We start from the raw sequence: 17,033 nt of genomic DNA, 5'->3' as shown, positions 1-17,033 counted from the left end.
AGAGCTTTAGCCGGAAAAGCTCTGTTTTTTGTTTTGAGATGTTAAAAAAGGGTTTTTCCACTCCATTAAGACCGCATAATGAAGCGATTCCTCATCTTCAATGTAGCCGGGAATCACGCAAACCGGCGATCGTCCGCACTGGAGCAGGAATGAGAGCACGGGATCGCGCTTTTCCCCGTCCAATACAGCTTGAACATACTGTTCGGGCGTCATTTCTTCAGCCGACTTGTGATAATGGGGAATCCGTCCGCCGCCAATGAGCCGCTTGAGCCCTTTAAAAACCGTCAGTTCATACATGGACTGCATCAGCCGCTTTCCGATGCCGAGTTTTCGATAGTGAGGGGACACGGAAATATCGACGACATAAAGGGAGTTTCCATCGTTTTGATGTGTGCCGATATACCCGTTGTCTGTCACTTCGTCCCAGCTGTGGTGAGGATGATGCGGATCAAAATCAGTCATGAGCGCCGTCATCGAACCGATGATTCGGCCTTCGGAAACCGCGCAAAGTGCACCATCGGGAAATCGTTCAATATGGGAATGGAGCTGCTTTTCATTCCACAAAAGGTCTTCCGGAAACGGAGGCGGAAAGCATTCTCTTTGGAGTGCAATCAAATCGGGAATATCTTTGTTGTTGTAATTGCGGATGTCCACCTGCTGATAAGAAATGCCGTTATCGACGTAAAACTGTTTATAGATCGCCCATCACTCCTTTTGATATTTCCTTCATTATACCGTTATTTTAGCAGGCTATCTTAATTTTGCGAAATTTTGGCCGATAAAAAGAATATGAAGGTGCATGTAAAGGAGGGTTTCATTTGTTTAAAAAACTGCATGTCAAAATTGCCGGATTTGTTGCCATCCTGCTGATTTTGACGGTTATCGTCCTACAGTTTTCCACAACACATTTGTTGAAATCGATGCTTGAAGATCAAGCAAAAGAATCGACTTCAAGTCTGCTTAACTCGATCAAAGGTAATATCGAGCTTCAATTAGAAAACTATGAAATCGCTTTAAATCGTATGAGCGACAGTCGAATGGCGCAGTCATTTTTAGAAGATGATCAAAATAAATTATTGGGCAGACTGATCAACGACGAATTAAAGCAAATCAAGGATAAAAACGAATTTGTCACCAATGCGTATATAGCGACTTCAAAAAAAGATATATGGATATACCCGAAAGCCGAATTTGATAAAGATTTTGACCCGACGACCCGGCCCTGGTACACATCGGCTGCCAAAACGTCTGATCAAGTGATCTGGACAGAGCCGTATCAAGATGTCGTGTCTGGAGAGATGATGGTCGCAGCGGCTAAAGCAGTCGTTGTCGACAATAAAGTATTAGGCGTCATCAGCTTAGATATTTCATTGAATTCATTAAACAAAATTATCGAAAATCAAAAGATGCCATATGACGGCTACGCATTTATTTTGGACCAAAACGGGACAATGCTTGCCCACCCGTCAAAACAAGGTGACGATATATCGAAAGACAAAACATATCGGGACATCCCGTCATCCAAAGACGGAATCAAAGTAGGCAAAGATACTGTGATCGCTTATCAGACCGTCGGTGGTACGGGCTGGAAAGTCGGTACGCAATTCGACACGGCGAAGCTGATGTGGGTCGCACAGGAAATGAACAAAATGGTCATGATCGTTTCAATCATTGCTTTGGCAGCAGCGATCATTTTAAGCTATTTCCTTGCCAAAACGATCACAGGCCCGATTAAGCAGCTGATTGCCAAAACAAAGGCTGTCGCGGGCGGTGATTTGACGGTCCAGACAGCAGCTGCCTCAAAAGACGAAATCGGTATATTAACAAAAGACTTCAACAAGATGGTCGAAAACATGAAAGAAATGATTGTGCAAGTCGGAACCTCGTCCGGAAAAGTATCGAAAACGACCGATCAATTAAGCGCTGTTTCAAAAGAAACGGTTTCTGCGAGCGATGAGATTGCCAAAGCAATCGAAGAAGTGGCGACAGGTGCGACAGAACAAGCGGCAGAGATCGAAAATGTAAATGAACAATCCGAACGGCTATCTGTCAAAATTAAAGAAATTGAACATCATGCCGACAGCATCAAGAAGCTTTCGAGAACATCAGAAGATGCAAGCTATACAGGAATCGATGCCCTCGGGCAGCTGCTTGCAAAATCAAATGAAGCCAACTCGGAGACGAAGAAAGTGGAACATATGCTTTTGCAGCTTGAAGAAAAAACGAAAAACATTGAAGAGGTTGTTACAGCCATCTCGGCGATCTCTGATCAAACAAACCTGCTTGCTCTGAACGCCAGCATTGAAGCAGCCCGTGCCGGCGAAAGCGGACGCGGTTTTGCGGTAGTTGCAGATGAGGTGAGAAAGCTTGCCGAACAATCGGCGGTCTCTTCACAGCATATCAGTGAAACGGTCAAGCAGATTCAGCTGGAAACGAAAGAAGCCGTATCAGCGATGACGGAAGCAAGCAAGATGAATGAAGAGCAAAATGGAATGATTCATGAGACAGGAGAAGCGCTCAGCAAAATTACTGCAGAAATGCAGGCGCTCGTCAACTCAATTGACCACATTTACTCTGAAATCTCTGGTATGAGCGGAGAACAGCAAAAAATGTCTGATTCGATCCAAAGCATTTCAGCTATTTCCCAGCAGTCAGCAGCGGCTGCGGAAGAGGTCAGCGCTTCGACAAACGAGCAGCTGACAGCGCTGGAAAGCATCGCCAAATCGGCTGAAGCGCTGAGTGAGGCCAATCAAGAATTATTAAATGCGATCAATAAGTTTAACGTGTAATAAAGAAGTCCCTCTTTTTGAAAGAGGGACTTTTTCAACGCTCACAATCCCAATTTTCAGAATATACATGTTACACTATAAATATGAAGGGAGTGATGATTGTGGACTTAAAGATGAATGGCAAAACGGCGCTTGTGGCAGCAAGCAGCAAAGGACTAGGCAATGCGATTGCAAAAGCCCTTGCGAAAGAAGGGGCAAATGTCATGTTGTCCGGGAGACACGAAGCGGACTTGAAAAAAGCTGCGGAAGAGCTGAATGGACTCGGCGGCGGATCCATCTCATATCAAGTATGCGATCTTGCAGATGCTGACGGGATCAAAGCGCTCGTTCAAAAGACCGCTGACACATTTGGAACGATCGATATGCTCGTCAACAATGTCGGAGGACCGAAAGGCGGCAGCCTGCTCGATCTGACAGACGCTGACTGGACTTCTTCATTTGAATTGCATCTGCTCAGCTATGTCCGTTTAATCCGCGAAGCTTTTCCATATCTAAAAAAGGATGGAGGCCGCATTGTTAATATCGCTTCTTCATCAGTCAAGCAACCGATTCCGGGGTTGCTGCTTTCCAACACGTTTCGAATGGGAATCGTCGGTCTGACAAAATCCATTGCGGAAGAGTTGGCCGAACACCGCATTTTGATCAACACGCTCGCCCCTGGGAGAATCGCGACAGATCGCGTGGCAGAGCTTGACCGGCTCAAAGCCGAGAAAACAGGCCTTTCCGAGCAGCAGGTGAAGGAAAGCTATGAGAAAGAGATTCCGCTCGGCTCCTACGGAAAACCTGACGACTTTGCACAATATGCAAGCTTTCTTTTATCAGAATGCAATACATATATGACTGGACAGACTCTGCTGATAGACGGCGGAATGGTAAAAGCAATTTAAGGGGGATGACATCATGAAAAAAACGATCGGATTTATCGGACTCGGAGTAATGGGAAACAGCATGGCTTCGCATATTTTAGCTGCAGGCTATCCCGTCAGCGCCTATACGAGAACAAAACAGAAAGCGGACAGCCTCGTGGAAAAAGGGGCGGAATGGAAATCATCCGTCAAAGCACTGGCGCAGTCGTCTGATGTGATCATCACAATGGTCGGCTACCCAAAAGACGTTGAAGAAGTTTACTTTGGAAGCGAAGGCATTATTGAAAATGCCAAAACAGGTTCTTACCTCATCGATATGACGACTTCCAAGCCTTCTCTCGCCAAACAAATCGAGGATGCTGCAAAAGAGAGAGGACTTTACGCTTTAGATGCTCCGGTTTCAGGCGGGGACGTCGGCGCGAGAAACGGCACGCTCGCCATTATGGTCGGAGGAGAACGGAAAGCCTTTGATGAATGCTACCCGATCTTTTCGATCATGGGTGAAAATATCCAATATCAGGGGCCGGCCGGAAGCGGGCAGCATACGAAAATGTGCAACCAGATTGCGATTGCTGCAGGTATGATCGGTGTCGCAGAAGCGATGGCCTACGCCAAAAAATCCGGACTCGATCCCGACAATGTGTTAAAAAGCATTACGACCGGCGCTGCGGGAAGCTGGTCCCTCTCAAATCTCGCGCCTAGAATGCTGAAAGGCGACTTTGAACCGGGCTTTTACGTCAAACACTTTGTTAAAGACATGGGCATCGCGCTAGAAGAAGCGGAGTTGATGGGCGAGAAAATGCCGGGGCTCGAGCTTGCGAAAAGCCTTTACGACACCCTTGTGGAAAAAGGCGAAGAAAACAGCGGCACCCAAAGTGTGTACAAGCTTTGGACAGAATATAAATAACGAAAAAAACCACTTGCTCAATGCAAGTGGTTTTTTGCTGGTTCTTATTTTCCGATGAACTGCTGAGTCCAGTAGTTGCCGTCTTTCACATATCCAACACCGATATGCGTGAAGTTAGGGTTCATAATGTTTTTTCTGTGACCTTCACTGTTCATCCAAGCTTTGACAACTTCCTGAGGCGTTTTTTGGCCTTTCGCGATGTTTTCTCCGGCAGTGCGGTATGTGATGCCGAATTTCTTCATCATGTCAAATGGAGAACCGTAAGTCGGGCTGTTGTGATCAAAGTAATTGTTATCTTTCATATCTTGAGATTTCGTGCGGGCAACCTTGCTCAGTTTTTCATCCAAAGTAAGAGGTTTTAGCCCTTGTTTCTTTCTTTCCGCATTCGTCAGCTCAACAACTTCTTTTTCATACGCGCTTACAGAAGAAGATGAAGGCGCTGTATTTTGCTTTTGCTGTGAAGTCTGCTCTTTTGAAGCCGCAGGCTTTGAAGCTTCCTGTTTTTGAGTCTGCGTGCTTTCAGGCTTTGAAGCTTTAGGTGCAGAAGACTTCGGTGCAGAAGCTTTAGGCTGTTGAGTGGCTTGTTTCTTATAAGAATGAAGCAGGGACTGAATTTTTTCCTGGTCAGCTTTAGAAAGCTGGTTCATGTTTTGGATATTCAGTTTGCCTGCGAGATCAGTTACATTTATGGAATGAACGGTTTTGACTTGTACTTGCTGCTGCTCTTTAGCGTCAGCGTGTTGAACGCCGCTGAATGTGAAGAGCGTTGCTGCAGCTGCTGCTGATAAAAGAAAAGCTTTTTTCATAAACAGTAATCCTCCTAAATGTTGTAGTTGTTGTTGTTTCGTACACTAGAATCATAACACGGCTTTTTTGAAATAATAGATCCATATATTCCCTTTGACAAGGTATTATTGTTAATTTTGACATAAAAAAAGAAAAATCCTTTGCTGCCAATATGCAACCAGATCGCTCTTTTACGCGTCTTGTCATAAACGTGGTAAAATTTAAATGTGTTAGCTAAATTTTAATATAAAAAGAGATTGACAGCTTTTTTAAAAACTTTAGATTGTAACAACCATTACAAAAGTGTTACAATATATCTCAGTTAATTAATGTAAAAATTGAATATTGTGAGAGGAGAGAGAGTTTCAGTGACAGAATCTCAACATGATCCGGCTGAAATCAAAAAGAGCAGGCGTTCGCGTTTATGGCGGATCAACCTGTACTTCTTTGCGGTGTTCACTTTGTTCGCTGCGCTGATTGTCAAGCTGGGCCTCGTGCAAATCGTCAATGGAGAAGCGTATGAGCAGGAAGCTTCGAAAACCGAGGCGAAAATTGCGTCATACCCGGCGCCGCGGGGTAAAATGTATGACAGATACGGGCGGGTGGTTGTCGACAACCAAAGCGTTCCCGCGATCACATATACGATGATGACAAGCACAAAAACGGAGGAAAAAATCAGCACAGCCAAAAAACTCGCAGAATTGATCGATATCGATACTTCGTTTCTGAAAGAAAGAGATTTGAAAGATTACTGGCTTGCCAGACATCCGAAAAAAGCTGCTGCACTTCTGAAAGACGGCGAGAAAACCCTCAAGTCTGATCAAACATACAAGCTGCAGGTTGACCGAGTTCCGGCAGAAGAGATCAAAGCGCTGGAAAAGGACAAAGACGAGCTTAAAGTCGCCGCGATTTTCAGAAGGTTTTCAGGCGGCTATGCGTATGAGCCGCAGATCGTCAAAGCGATGAGCCCGAAAACCGAGGGGAAAAACGATGCGCAGCTCCTTGATGAGAAGGCTTCAAAACAGATGCCGGCCAACGATTTAACGTATGAGGAAGTCTCACGCGTTTCCGAGCATCTTGAAGAGCTTCCCGGCGTTGACGTCATCATGGACTGGACCAGGAAATATCCTTATGAAAAAACGCTCTACTCCATTTTCGGAGGCGTCACAACGCCTGAGCAAGGGCTTATCAAGGACCGGGAAGACTTCTACCTGACAAGGGGATATGCCCGGAATGACAGAGTGGGAAAAAGCTATCTCGAGTATCAATATGAAGAATATTTAAATCCGAAAAAAGCGAAAGTGCAATATACAGAAAACCGCTCAGGCAAGGTCATCAGCCAGGAAACGGTTGATGAAGGAAGACGCGGCTACGATCTGCAGCTGACATTCGACATGGAGCTCCAAAAGAAAGTCGAAGAAGCTATCGAAGAGGAGCTTAATAAATTCCGCGGCTCAAACTACATGCTGGACAGAGCGTTCGTCGTCATGATGGATCCGAATAACGGAGACATCCTGTCCATGGCCGGAAAGCGAATCATCGACGGCAAAATCACCGACTATTCAATCGGCGCGTTTACGACCCAGTATGAAATGGGATCAGCCGTCAAAGGTGCGACCGTGCTGGCCGGCTATCAGGACGGTATGCCGCATGGGCAGATGTATTTGGATAACGGAAAGCTGACTTTCGCAGGGCCTGTTATAAAAGGTTCCTATACCGACACAATTGGATGGGCTAATGAAGTCAAAGCGCTTCAAAAAAGTTCAAACGTTTATATGTTTCATGTGGCCATGAGGATTGCAGGAATTACGTATGTACCGAACGGCCCGCTTCCAGCGAACCTAGAGGACTTAAATAAAATGAGATATTACTTCAATCAATTTGGCCTTGGGGTAAAAACAGGCATCGACTTGCCGCAGGAGTCGGCCGGGATGCAGACAAACCCAAAAATAGTCGGGGGTCTCCTTCTCGATGAAGCAATCGGCCAGTTTGACACGTACACGCCTTTGCAGCTCGCTCAATATATGTCTGCGATTGCCAACGATGGTTACAGAGTGCAGCCGAGAGTCGTGAAAAGCATTCATCAACCCGAAAGCGAAAAGCTCGGATCTGTCATTGAAGAGCGTTCGGCCAATGTGCTCAACAAAATCAACAACTCCCAAAGCGATATTGAAATCGTGAAAACCGGTTTGAAACGGGTCACTCAGCTTGGTGGAACAGCAGCCGGGACATTCGGTTCACTTGATGTATCAGGCAAAACCGGAACAGCACAGGCGCCTTACTATGGCACGAACAGAAGCTGGTGGGGAACGATGAGTTACAACCTAACCTTTGCCGGTTACTACCCTTCGAAAAATCCTGAGGTTGCTTTCAGCGTTGTTGTTCCGTCTATGACCACTGATAAAGGCGGAATCAACAAAAACATCGCCGCCAAAATCGTCAAAGCCTATGTCGATCTGCAAAAAAAATACAGCAAGGATTAGACAAAAAAGAACACGGATTTTTTCCGGGTTCTTTTTTTGTTATCAAAATTTGACGAATGCTAGAAGTTTTGAAGGAGATTTCTCGTATTTTAGCGAATCCTTTTAAGCAAAATAGTTTTAATGAATGCTGGTCATGAATAGGGTATAAAGGAGGGATATGATGGAACAAAAAACAAAACGTTTTGAGCAATATAAGCCCCATATGAATTTACAGGCAGTCCTGTCAGCTAACGGCCGTTTTATATACATATCTGCAAATTGCAAAGAACTCTTAAGCTACCAGCAGAATGAACTGATCGGTACGTATTTGAAGGACTATTTACACGAAGACGATCTTTTTCTGGTAGAAAGCTATTTTTACAATGAGCATCATTTGCTGCCTTGCACCTTCAGATTTGTGAAAAAAGACTACACGATGATCTGGATCGAAGCATCGATCGATTTCGTGACGACCCATGTTGGAGAAAAAGAACGCGAGATTGTACTCAAAATGAAAGTGTTTGAAGACCGTCCCTCTAAGAAAAGCAGCTCCATAAAAGAGGAAGACACACCGGAAGAAGCTGCCAGGCTGCCGGCAAAAGAGGAATTCGAAGCCATGGTGGAAGGCTTGCCAAACCCTCTGTGCATCAGCGTTCAAGGGGAAATAGTCTACGTCAATGACGCCATGGTCAACCTGCTCGGAGCCGAGCACAAACGGCAAATTATCGGAAAGTATTCCTACGATTTTATCGAGAAAGAGTACCATGACATCGTCAAAAACCGTATCAAGCGGATGCAGCAGGGACTTGATGTCGGAATGATCGAGCAAACTTGGCATAAGCTCGACGGCACGCAGATTCACCTCGAAGTCAAGGCGGCGCCGACCATTTATCAAAACCAGAAAGCGGAGCTGCTCCTGCTCATTGACATTTCATCGAGGAAGAAATTCCAGACCATTTTGCAAAAAAGCAGGGAGCGCTATCAGCTCTTGATTCAAAACTCAATCGATACGATAGCCGTTATTCATAAAGGTAGATGGGTCTTTATGAATGAATCAGGCATTCGTCTGTTTGAAGCAAAAACGTATGAGGATTTAATCGGCAAAGATATTTATGAACATCTGCACCCGTGCGACCACGAAGATGTCAAAGCGAGGCTGGAACGGATTACAGACCGAAAATCCGAATCTGAAATCATAAAGCAGACGTGGTATACATTTGAAAAAAGGCTCATCTATACAGAAATGGTTTGCATCCCTACGACATTTTTCGGGGAAACGGCCGTTCAGGTGATTTTAAGGGATATTTCTGAACGCAAGCAGACCGAAGAGCTGATGGTCCGTTCGGAAAAACTGTCGATCGCCGGACAGCTTGCAGCCGGGATCGCCCACGAAATCCGCAATCCGCTCACCGCGATTAAAGGGTTTTTACAGCTGATGAAGCCCACGATGGAAGAAAATGAACATTATTTTAATATTATCTTTTCCGAATTAAGCAGAATCGAACTGATCTTGAGCGAGCTTCTCATGCTGGCAAAGCCGCAGCAAAACGCATTGAAAGAAAAGCTAGATCTGATCAGGCTGATCCGCGAAGTGACGGCCCTTTTAGAAACGCAGGCCAACTTAAACGGCATTTTGATCAATACGATCCTCCCGGACAATATCTATATTAAAGGGGATCAAAATCAATTAAAGCAAGTGTTTATCAACCTGATCAAAAACGCCGTCGAATCCATGCCGAACGGCGGTACGGTCCATTTGACCGTCAGAGAAACCGAAGATTCGGTCATCGTCGAGGTGGAGGACGAAGGAGAAGGAATACCTGAACATGTCATGAAGCGAATCGGCGAGCCGTTTTTGACGACGAAGGAAAAAGGAACAGGCCTCGGTTTGATGGTCACCTTCAATATCATCGAAAATCACAACGGAACAATCGAAGTCGACAGCAAAGCAGAAAAAGGCACGACATTTAAGATTTCATTTCCAAAATAAAAAACAACGGCGTAAAAGCCGTTGTTTACGTAGTCTGTATCGATTGCCTCTTATTGAAAACAAAGGACTCCAGCCGGTCAAGACCTTCCCTTAGCGTATCAGGAGAATATGCGTAAGAGATCCTCACATAGCCTTCCCCGTATTCAGAAAACGAGCTGCCCGGCACGATCGCAAGCCCCTCTTCCTCAAGAAGCGACATGCAGAAATCAAAGGAAGACATTCCAAACGATTTGATGGACGGGAAAATGTAGAATGCTCCCGACGGTTTAATCACATCGAGGCCCATTGTCACAAGTCTGTCGTACACGTAGTCAAGCCGTTTTTTATATTGCTCGCGCATGATCAGCGCATCATCAAACCCGTTGGTGACGGCTTCCAGAGCTGCTTTTTGAGAGATCGATGAAGCGCATGATACGTTGTATTGATGGACTTTTAAAATATGTTTGGCGATTTCCTTCGGCGCGAACAAAAATCCGATTCTCCAGCCTGTCATGCTGTGGGATTTGGAAAGTCCGCCGATGACGATCGTCTGGTCCCTTAGTACAGACGCGATGGAGTGGTGCGGTCTGTCAAAAGTGAGTTCGCTGTATATTTCATCCGAAAGCACAAAGACGTTTCGACCTTTTAAAAGGGAGGCGATGTCCTTCAGCTCTTCTTCGGACAGCGTCATTCCCGTCGGATTTGACGGATAAGGAAGAACAACACATTTTGTCTTCGGCGTCAGCGCTTCCTCGATCAATTTTGCTGTCAGCTTAAAGCCGTGAGACGTGGTGTCAATGATCAATGGAGACGCTCCGCACATTTTGATGATCGGCTCGTATCCGGGGTATACCGGCCCCGGAAGAATGACTTCATCGCCAGGTGATAAAATCGTGCGGAATGCCGAATCGATGGCCTGGCTGGCTCCGGTCGTCACAATGATCTCGCTTTCCGCTTCATAATTTAAATCGGCTTTTTTCTTCATATAAAGCTGTACAGCCTGCCTCAGTTCGGGATATCCGGCGTTGTGAGTGTAAGATGTTTGATTCTCATCTATCGCTTTTTTGGCGGCCTGTTTGACATGGTGGGGGGTGAAGAAATCAGGCTGGCCGATTGTTAAAGAGATTACGTTTTCGTACTGGGATACAAGGTTTGAGAACTTGCGGATCCCTGAGATTTCGATTTCTTTTACATTTGGATTAAGCAAATGTTCCATTTAGCATCACCTTAAAAATGTTATGGTTTATCTTATTTTACCATCATCAGACCAATTGTCATCTTTTAATCAATCAATTTTATAAAAACTCGTAACAAGTATATGCAAAACAATGCAAGGTATGCGGACATGCGGATGGCAGCAGATAGAAAAATAAGACAATCAAACGATTGTCTTACGTTATATTTCGTTTAGTAGCCGTAATCGAAGTCAACATCTTCTTTCCACGAAATATATATTTGTTCTTCACTGTCTGAAGCATCCTTGAGCATTTCTGTGTAAACAGCACGGCTGACCCCTTCTAAAATGGTCATTTCATGATTTTTAATCGTTACAATTGTTCCCATCATAAACACCTTTCCTGAAAAATCCTTGACCATTGTAACACGATAAATGTCAAAGTCAATGAAAAACTTGTGAGCCGTACATTAATTTAACTTTAAAAAAACGTGATACGTATTGATAATATTCAGCGAATCTTAGTAGTATATAGAAGTCAAGATGTTAGGAGGAAAAGCACATTGGAATTGGAATTAGACAAACACGAAACTGCTCCTGAAAGGAGCGAGTATGCCGGAATCGGCGCGCGTTTTGTAGCTTCCCTGCTCGACGGATTGATTCTCGGGATTCCCGCATATATTTTCACGTACGTTTTAACAGCGGCGTTGATGTTGGGAAATTCGGATATCATGCTCATGATGGAGACTGATCCCGAGTATTTGAGCGATCAGGAAATCTTTACGTTTATCATCAGCATGTTCAAAACCATAGCGATCGTTGGAAGTATTACTTTTATTGTTTATTTTCTTTATTACACGCTGATGGAATCATCCAAATGGCAAGGGACGCTCGGCAAGAAAATCATGAACGTTCAGGTGGCGAAAGCAGAAGGCGGAAGAATCTCTTTCGGCCGTGCGGCCGGAAGGTTTCTGGCCAAAAGCTTTCTTTCTCCGATTTTATTGGTCGGCTACATTATGGCCTTTTTCACAGAAAGGCGCCAGGCGCTTCATGATATGTTGGCAGGAACCATTGTCGTAAAAAAATAACGGGTAAAAGACAGCACGCTTTCAGCATGAATGCGTGCTGTCTTGTTCAGGAAAATGTTTCACGGCAGGAATAAAAATAAGGAGGCATCAATCCAGATGGATACTCAGCCGGAACGTGAACAAGCTGTAAAGCGGGCGCAAAGAACGGGAATCAAGCTCTTTTTGACGTTGCCGATTCTATCTTGGGCGTTATACGATTTTGCAAACACGATTTTTTCATCAAACATTGTGACGATCTTTTTTCCTTTTTATTTGCAGGAGGCAGTCGGCGAAAACGCCAGCATGAATCAGGTGGCAAGCACTTTTATCTCCTATTCGAACGCAGCCGCAAGCTTCCTGCTCGTCATTTTCACGCCTTTATTCGGGGTGTTGATTGACCGGACGGGCAGAAAGAAAAAATACATCGGTCTGTTTACGATGATTTGTGTTTTGTGCACCATCTTAATGGGGGTTTTTGCGGGCGCTTCGTTTCAGAAGGACATATACGGGCTTCCGTTATCTTTGATCCTTGTTGTTGTCATGTTTGTGACCGCAAAGTTTTTCTATCATTCAAGCTTGGTGTTTTATGATACGATTTTGGCTGATTTGGGTACAAAAGAAGAAATTCCTCTCTTATCAGGATTCGGGATTGCGATCGGATATATCGGTACTTTGGCCGGCTTAACGGTTTACCTTCTGGTCGGGAACCAGGATTTTCACCGTGCTTTCATCCCGTCGGCTCTCTTGTTTTTACTTTTTTCACTTCCGTATTTGCTCTTCACGAAAGAGAAAAGAAAACCGGAACCGAAAGAAAAAAAATCGTTTTTCAGCGGATACAGGGAAATCGTGCAGACGTTCAAGGACATTCGCCTGTACAAACCGGTCTTCTTGTTCATGATCGCCTACTTTTTCCTGAATGATGCGCTTGCTACAGCAATAGCCATGATGGCGGTTTATTCAAAAACGGTCATCGGTTTTACGACCGGTCAATTTGTATTACTTTACCTTGTTTCAACGGTCTCAAGCATCATCGGTTCATTTTTGCTCGGCTTTGTAACAAAAAAGATCGGCGCTAAACACGCAGTCAGTCTTGTCGCCGCCATTATGATCACCGCTTTGACGATTGGAGCATGCACGACGTCAACAGTCTTGTTTTGGATTGCGGGAAGCCTTTTCGGTATCTCGCTTGGAGGCACATGGGTCGCATCAAGGACACTGATTATCGAACTGACGCCCGAGCATAAAAGAGGCGAATTTTTCGGATTGTTTGCTTTGTCGGGGAAAATCTCTTCCATTTTCGGTCCGGTCCTGTACGGATCGATTACTTTGCTGTTCAGGGATTTAGGGAACATGGCCAGCAGAATGGCTTTCGGATCTTTAGTGTTATTGGCAGCGATCGGCCTGATCATTCATCAAAATGTTAAGGCAAAAGCTTAACCCAGAGCATCAACTTTTAACAAAAGACGCCGATATAAAAAGTAAACACAAAGTAGGATAGAGAGGGATATCAGTGTCTTCAAACCAACAGGAAATTTTATTAAGTTCGGGAACCAATGAATTAGAAATCGTGAAGTTCGAAGTTGGTCTCAACATTTTCGGCATAAATGTCATGAAAGTCAGAGAAATCATTCAGCCGGTTGACATTACGAAAGTGCCTCATTCGCACAAGCATATGGAGGGCATGATCACATTGCGCGGGGAAATTCTTCCCGTCATTGATTTATTCTCTTTCTTCGGCGTCGAACACGGTGAGGACGAGCATCAAGAAAAATACATTGTGACGGAATTCAACAAGCGGAAAATCGTCTTTCACACTGGATCGGTTTCGCAGATTCACCGGGTGTCGTGGGAAGAAATCGAGAAGCCGACCGCTTTAAATCAAGGAATGGACCGTCACCTTACCGGCATCATTAAGCTCGACGGCACAATGATTTTCCTGCCTGATTACGAAAAAATCATTTTTGATCTTGAGTCTGAGTCAGGTACGGACCCTTATCAAATGAAAGATGAAAAATTTGATCAGAGACGGACTGACAAAAAGCTGATGATTGTCGAAGACTCTCCGCTCCTCTTGCGGCTTTTGGTGGAAAAGCTGAATGAAGCAGGGTATAACAACATCGTGTCTTTTGAAAACGGAAAAGAGGCTTACGAACATGTGCTTCAATTGATGGAAGACGGCACAGCCCTTCACGAAAAAGTCGATCTCATGATCACGGATATTGAAATGCCGCAGATGGATGGACACCGGCTCACAAAGCTGTTAAAAGATAACCCGCTGAGTTCGGAGCTGCCGATCTTGATTTTCTCTTCTTTGATTACAGACGATCTTCGCCATAAAGGGGAACAAGTCGGAGCTGACGAACAAATCAGCAAGCCAGAGCTCAACGAACTGATCGAAAAGCTTGATAAATATATTTTCAAGAACTAAAAAAAGCCTCTTTTTGAGGCTTTTTTTATTAAAAATAGCTTTCGCCAAGCTTCTTGAAGACGGGCTTTGAGGCAGGGCGCTTCCGGTTTGTGACGAGCGGTTTTTCCTTAATTCCCGTGTAGTTTTGAAGAAGCTGTTTCGCTATATTCAAGGACATATGAGCTTTAGGGTTCCGATACGAATGATTTAATGTACCTAAGTGTGGAAGGCTTGCGAAGTCTTCTTTTGTTGGAGGCATGTGAAAAAAGTAGTCTCCGAGAGAAATCAGCACATCTGACTGCTGCTGGCTGAATCTTGGATTTTTCGAAAAGTGAAGGCCTACCTTTTTACCCTTTCCTTCATTAAGCAGCTTTTGCAAAGCTTTCTTTTTCAGAAGATACAGGTATTTGGGATTAGTCGCGGTTTTTGCATGGCGATTAACTGTATAAATCGCTTTTGAAAGGTTTTCAACTGTCGGTTTTAATTCTTTCGTATGATTATGGTCGTCCATTTTTTCTCTCCTATCCATTCGTTTCTAGATCACCTCCTAAAGTTGCAAGGCTTATGTCTAAATTATACGAAATAGAACAGAAAATGCAAATATCTCATAGAAAAAACGCGCGATTTTTTAAGGAATCGCGCGTTTTCATCTTTATAAAACAGAGTTCATTTTTGCTTTTGTATTTTTTTGTCTCTTCAGCGCCGCTTGAACGTCGATTTCCGCGTTCTCGGCGCTTAATTTAGGCAGGACGATAAAATAGTACATCGCCGCCAGCAGAATAATTCCCGCCAAACCGTAATATATATAATCCACATCGGCGATGATTCCCGGGAATAAAACAGCGATCACGCCAAGCGCTGAGGATTGCGCCATCATTGTCAGCGGATCGGTCCACCCGCTGACTCTTCCCATCAGCCTTGGGTGGACGATTTTGGGAATCCAGCCGCCAAGCGCTGTGTTGATCGGTCCGATGCATATCCCGGCAAGAAACGCAGCCGAGTAATATACGGGCAATTGATCTGTAAAGCCAAGCAAAATGATAAAGGCACCCGCAATAAAAATCGGGACTGACATCATGTATGCCGGCTTCACTTTTTTTTCAAGCAGAGCGGCGACGGCAATCCCTGTCAAAAGTCCGATACCCAGTACGATTGTAAAGAGGGATGTGTGCCACTCATAACTGTCAGGGGACAGCTCATACTTCATTTTAAACATCGGCAGAACCGAAAGTCCCCCGCTGACAAGTCCGAAGATAAAATATCCGAATACGAGAGAGGCAAGCAATTTATTTTTTAATATATAAACGATGCCTTCCTTAAAATCGTGCATCGAATCTTTGACGGTCATGTTTTTCCAGCCTTTTTGCCCGTTCGGCTGCCGCGCTTCTAGCGGAATATCGCAGGAACGGATTAAAAAGCCGGATACGATAAAGCTCACAAAATCAAGAGCGATAGCACCATGCAGGCCGATCGTCTTGTACATAAAAGCTCCAATTCCTACGCCGAACAATAGAAACAGGCTGAAAAGCATCTGGTTCAGTCCGGCTGCCTTTGCATACTGATCCTTTCTTAAAATGGCCTGGACCAAACTTGCTTCGGCCGGGTAGAAAAATTTTGTAACCGCGCTTCTGATAAATAGAACTAAAAACACAAGCGGTATGATCTGAAGATACAGTACAAAGAAAAGAACGACAGTCAATCCCGCTCTGATCCAATCACAGTTTTCCGCGACTTTCTTGCGGTCAAAACGGTCAGCGACCACCCCGACGATAAAGAATACAAAAACCGTCGGCAAGGAATACATCAGCTCGGCGATTGTCGTGTAGGCCGGCTGGCTGCTGAACCGGTCGAGCAAGAAAAAAGCGAAAGCCATGTTTCCGACTGTCGTTCCCATTTGAGAAGCGAAAGCTGCGAAAAAAAGTCGGACGAAATTACGATTTTTAAAAAGATCCATATATACGCTCCTTACCCTAAAGGTCCCATTATATCTTAATACAAGATGTTGTATTGTTCAAATTGCATTTGTCTGGAAATGTACTGGTCTAAGGTGTAATGGACACTCGGGTTCCGTTGGGTACGATAGAAGCAAGTTCCAGAACATCCTGATTGTGCATGCGGATACATCCCCTTGAAACAGCTTTGCCAATTGACGCCGGGTTATTCGTGCCATGGATGCCGTAGTGCTGTTTTGAGAGGCTCAGCCAGTAGGCGCCGAACGGGCCGCCCGGATTTGGCTGCCGGTTGACAATGACAAATTCGCCTCTCGGCGTCTGTGTGAGGATTTTTCCGACGGCAATCGGATATGTTTTTACAAGTCTGTTTTGCTCATATAATCTGAGCGTTCTCCCGCTGAGAGACACGACAATCCGGTAAGGGATTGTGTCCGGGTTTCTAATGCCGGGAATGATAATCGATTGGCCTGCGGACACTTGGCCGCCGTTTAAGCCCGGATTCGCCTGCAGCAAAGCCTGCCGGGTCATTCTGAAATCGGCGGCGATGCTTTCCAGAGTTTCTCCAGATTTTACTTGGTACATCAGCAATAATCAGCACATCTCCTTTTCAAAACGAAAAGAGAGCCTTTTCCGCTGCTAATATATAGACGGAAA

Annotated in this window: 14 protein-coding genes and 2 pseudogenes; 9 read left to right on the top strand and 7 right to left on the bottom strand. The window is 44.8% G+C overall.

What is annotated here, in order from left to right; translation table 11 throughout:
- Positions 1-6: 6 nt before the first annotated feature.
- Entirely contained in the window at positions 7-699 is a 693-nt protein-coding gene (locus M1E06_RS13825) for a GNAT family N-acetyltransferase (RefSeq protein WP_023857296.1), read from the bottom strand.
- A gap of 221 nt (positions 700-920) precedes the next feature.
- On the opposite strand from M1E06_RS13825, the pseudogene M1E06_RS13820 reads away from it, so the two are divergent.
- The 4 genes and pseudogenes from M1E06_RS13820 to M1E06_RS13805 form a co-directional block, all read left to right on the top strand.
- A pseudogene (locus M1E06_RS13820) lies at positions 921-1,799 on the top strand (cache domain-containing protein); the annotation flags it as partial.
- Positions 1,800-1,841: 42 nt separating this feature from the next.
- Positions 1,842-2,789, top strand: coding sequence for a methyl-accepting chemotaxis protein (locus tag M1E06_RS13815; protein WP_373368584.1), 948 nt, complete (start codon positions 1,842-1,844; stop codon positions 2,787-2,789).
- 101 nt (positions 2,790-2,890) lie between these two features.
- A complete protein-coding gene (locus tag M1E06_RS13810; RefSeq protein ID WP_023857294.1) occupies positions 2,891-3,676 on the top strand; it encodes an SDR family oxidoreductase in 786 nt (261 codons plus the stop codon).
- A 13-nt stretch (positions 3,677-3,689) separates the two neighbouring features.
- Positions 3,690-4,562, top strand: a complete 873-nt coding sequence (locus M1E06_RS13805) for an NAD(P)-dependent oxidoreductase (protein WP_023857293.1) — start codon at positions 3,690-3,692, stop codon at positions 4,560-4,562.
- 44 nt (positions 4,563-4,606) lie between these two features.
- On the opposite strand, the gene M1E06_RS13800 is transcribed toward M1E06_RS13805, so the two are convergent.
- Positions 4,607-5,368 carry a CAP domain-containing protein gene (locus M1E06_RS13800; RefSeq protein WP_020451183.1) on the bottom strand — a complete coding sequence of 254 codons (762 nt, stop codon included), beginning with the start codon at positions 5,366-5,368 and terminating at the stop codon, positions 4,607-4,609.
- A 348-nt stretch (positions 5,369-5,716) separates the two neighbouring features.
- Here M1E06_RS13800 and M1E06_RS13795 point away from each other — a divergent pair, with 348 nt between their 5' ends.
- Together M1E06_RS13795 and M1E06_RS13790 are read left to right on the top strand one after the other, a co-directional pair.
- Complete coding sequence (locus tag M1E06_RS13795) at positions 5,717-7,831, top strand: peptidoglycan D,D-transpeptidase FtsI family protein (protein ID WP_023857292.1); 2,115 nt, start codon at positions 5,717-5,719, stop codon at positions 7,829-7,831.
- 160 nt (positions 7,832-7,991) lie between these two features.
- Complete coding sequence (locus M1E06_RS13790; RefSeq protein ID WP_023857291.1) at positions 7,992-9,800, top strand: PAS domain-containing protein; 1,809 nt, start codon at positions 7,992-7,994, stop codon at positions 9,798-9,800.
- 14 nt (positions 9,801-9,814) lie between these two features.
- On the opposite strand, the pseudogene M1E06_RS13785 reads toward M1E06_RS13790, so the two are convergent.
- Both M1E06_RS13785 and M1E06_RS13780 read right to left on the bottom strand, forming a co-directional pair.
- Positions 9,815-10,995 (bottom strand): annotated as a pseudogene (locus M1E06_RS13785) (aminotransferase A); the annotation flags it as partial.
- A gap of 191 nt (positions 10,996-11,186) precedes the next feature.
- A complete protein-coding gene (locus M1E06_RS13780) occupies positions 11,187-11,345 on the bottom strand; it encodes a hypothetical protein (protein WP_165583461.1) in 159 nt (52 codons plus the stop codon).
- A gap of 171 nt (positions 11,346-11,516) precedes the next feature.
- Here M1E06_RS13780 and M1E06_RS13775 point away from each other — a divergent pair, with 171 nt between their 5' ends.
- The 3 genes from M1E06_RS13775 (at position 11,517) to M1E06_RS13765 (ending at position 14,448) form a co-directional block, all read left to right on the top strand.
- Positions 11,517-12,041, top strand: coding sequence for an RDD family protein (locus M1E06_RS13775; protein ID WP_020451188.1), 525 nt, complete (start codon positions 11,517-11,519; stop codon positions 12,039-12,041).
- Positions 12,042-12,137: 96 nt separating this feature from the next.
- Complete coding sequence (locus M1E06_RS13770) at positions 12,138-13,457, top strand: MFS transporter (protein ID WP_020451189.1); 1,320 nt, start codon at positions 12,138-12,140, stop codon at positions 13,455-13,457.
- A gap of 73 nt (positions 13,458-13,530) precedes the next feature.
- Positions 13,531-14,448 (top strand): chemotaxis protein, encoded by a 918-nt coding sequence (locus tag M1E06_RS13765; RefSeq protein ID WP_020451190.1) that lies wholly within the window; start codon positions 13,531-13,533, stop codon positions 14,446-14,448.
- 28 nt (positions 14,449-14,476) lie between these two features.
- On the opposite strand, the gene M1E06_RS13760 is transcribed toward M1E06_RS13765, so the two are convergent.
- The 3 genes from M1E06_RS13760 to M1E06_RS13750 all read right to left on the bottom strand — a co-directional run bounded on the left by M1E06_RS13760 (position 14,477) and on the right by M1E06_RS13750 (position 16,967).
- Positions 14,477-14,938: a YkyB family protein gene (locus M1E06_RS13760; protein ID WP_020451191.1), complete on the bottom strand. Its 462-nt coding sequence runs from the start codon at positions 14,936-14,938 to the stop codon at positions 14,477-14,479.
- 141 nt (positions 14,939-15,079) lie between these two features.
- Positions 15,080-16,381: an MFS transporter gene (locus M1E06_RS13755; RefSeq protein WP_020451192.1), complete on the bottom strand. Its 1,302-nt coding sequence runs from the start codon at positions 16,379-16,381 to the stop codon at positions 15,080-15,082.
- Positions 16,382-16,469: 88 nt separating this feature from the next.
- Entirely contained in the window at positions 16,470-16,967 is a 498-nt protein-coding gene (locus tag M1E06_RS13750) for a L,D-transpeptidase family protein (RefSeq protein ID WP_020451193.1), read from the bottom strand.
- Positions 16,968-17,033 lie beyond the last annotated feature (66 nt).

The organism is Bacillus sp. AK124, from assembly GCF_053903085.1.
This window is presented reverse-complemented; position numbering and strand designations above follow the sequence as displayed.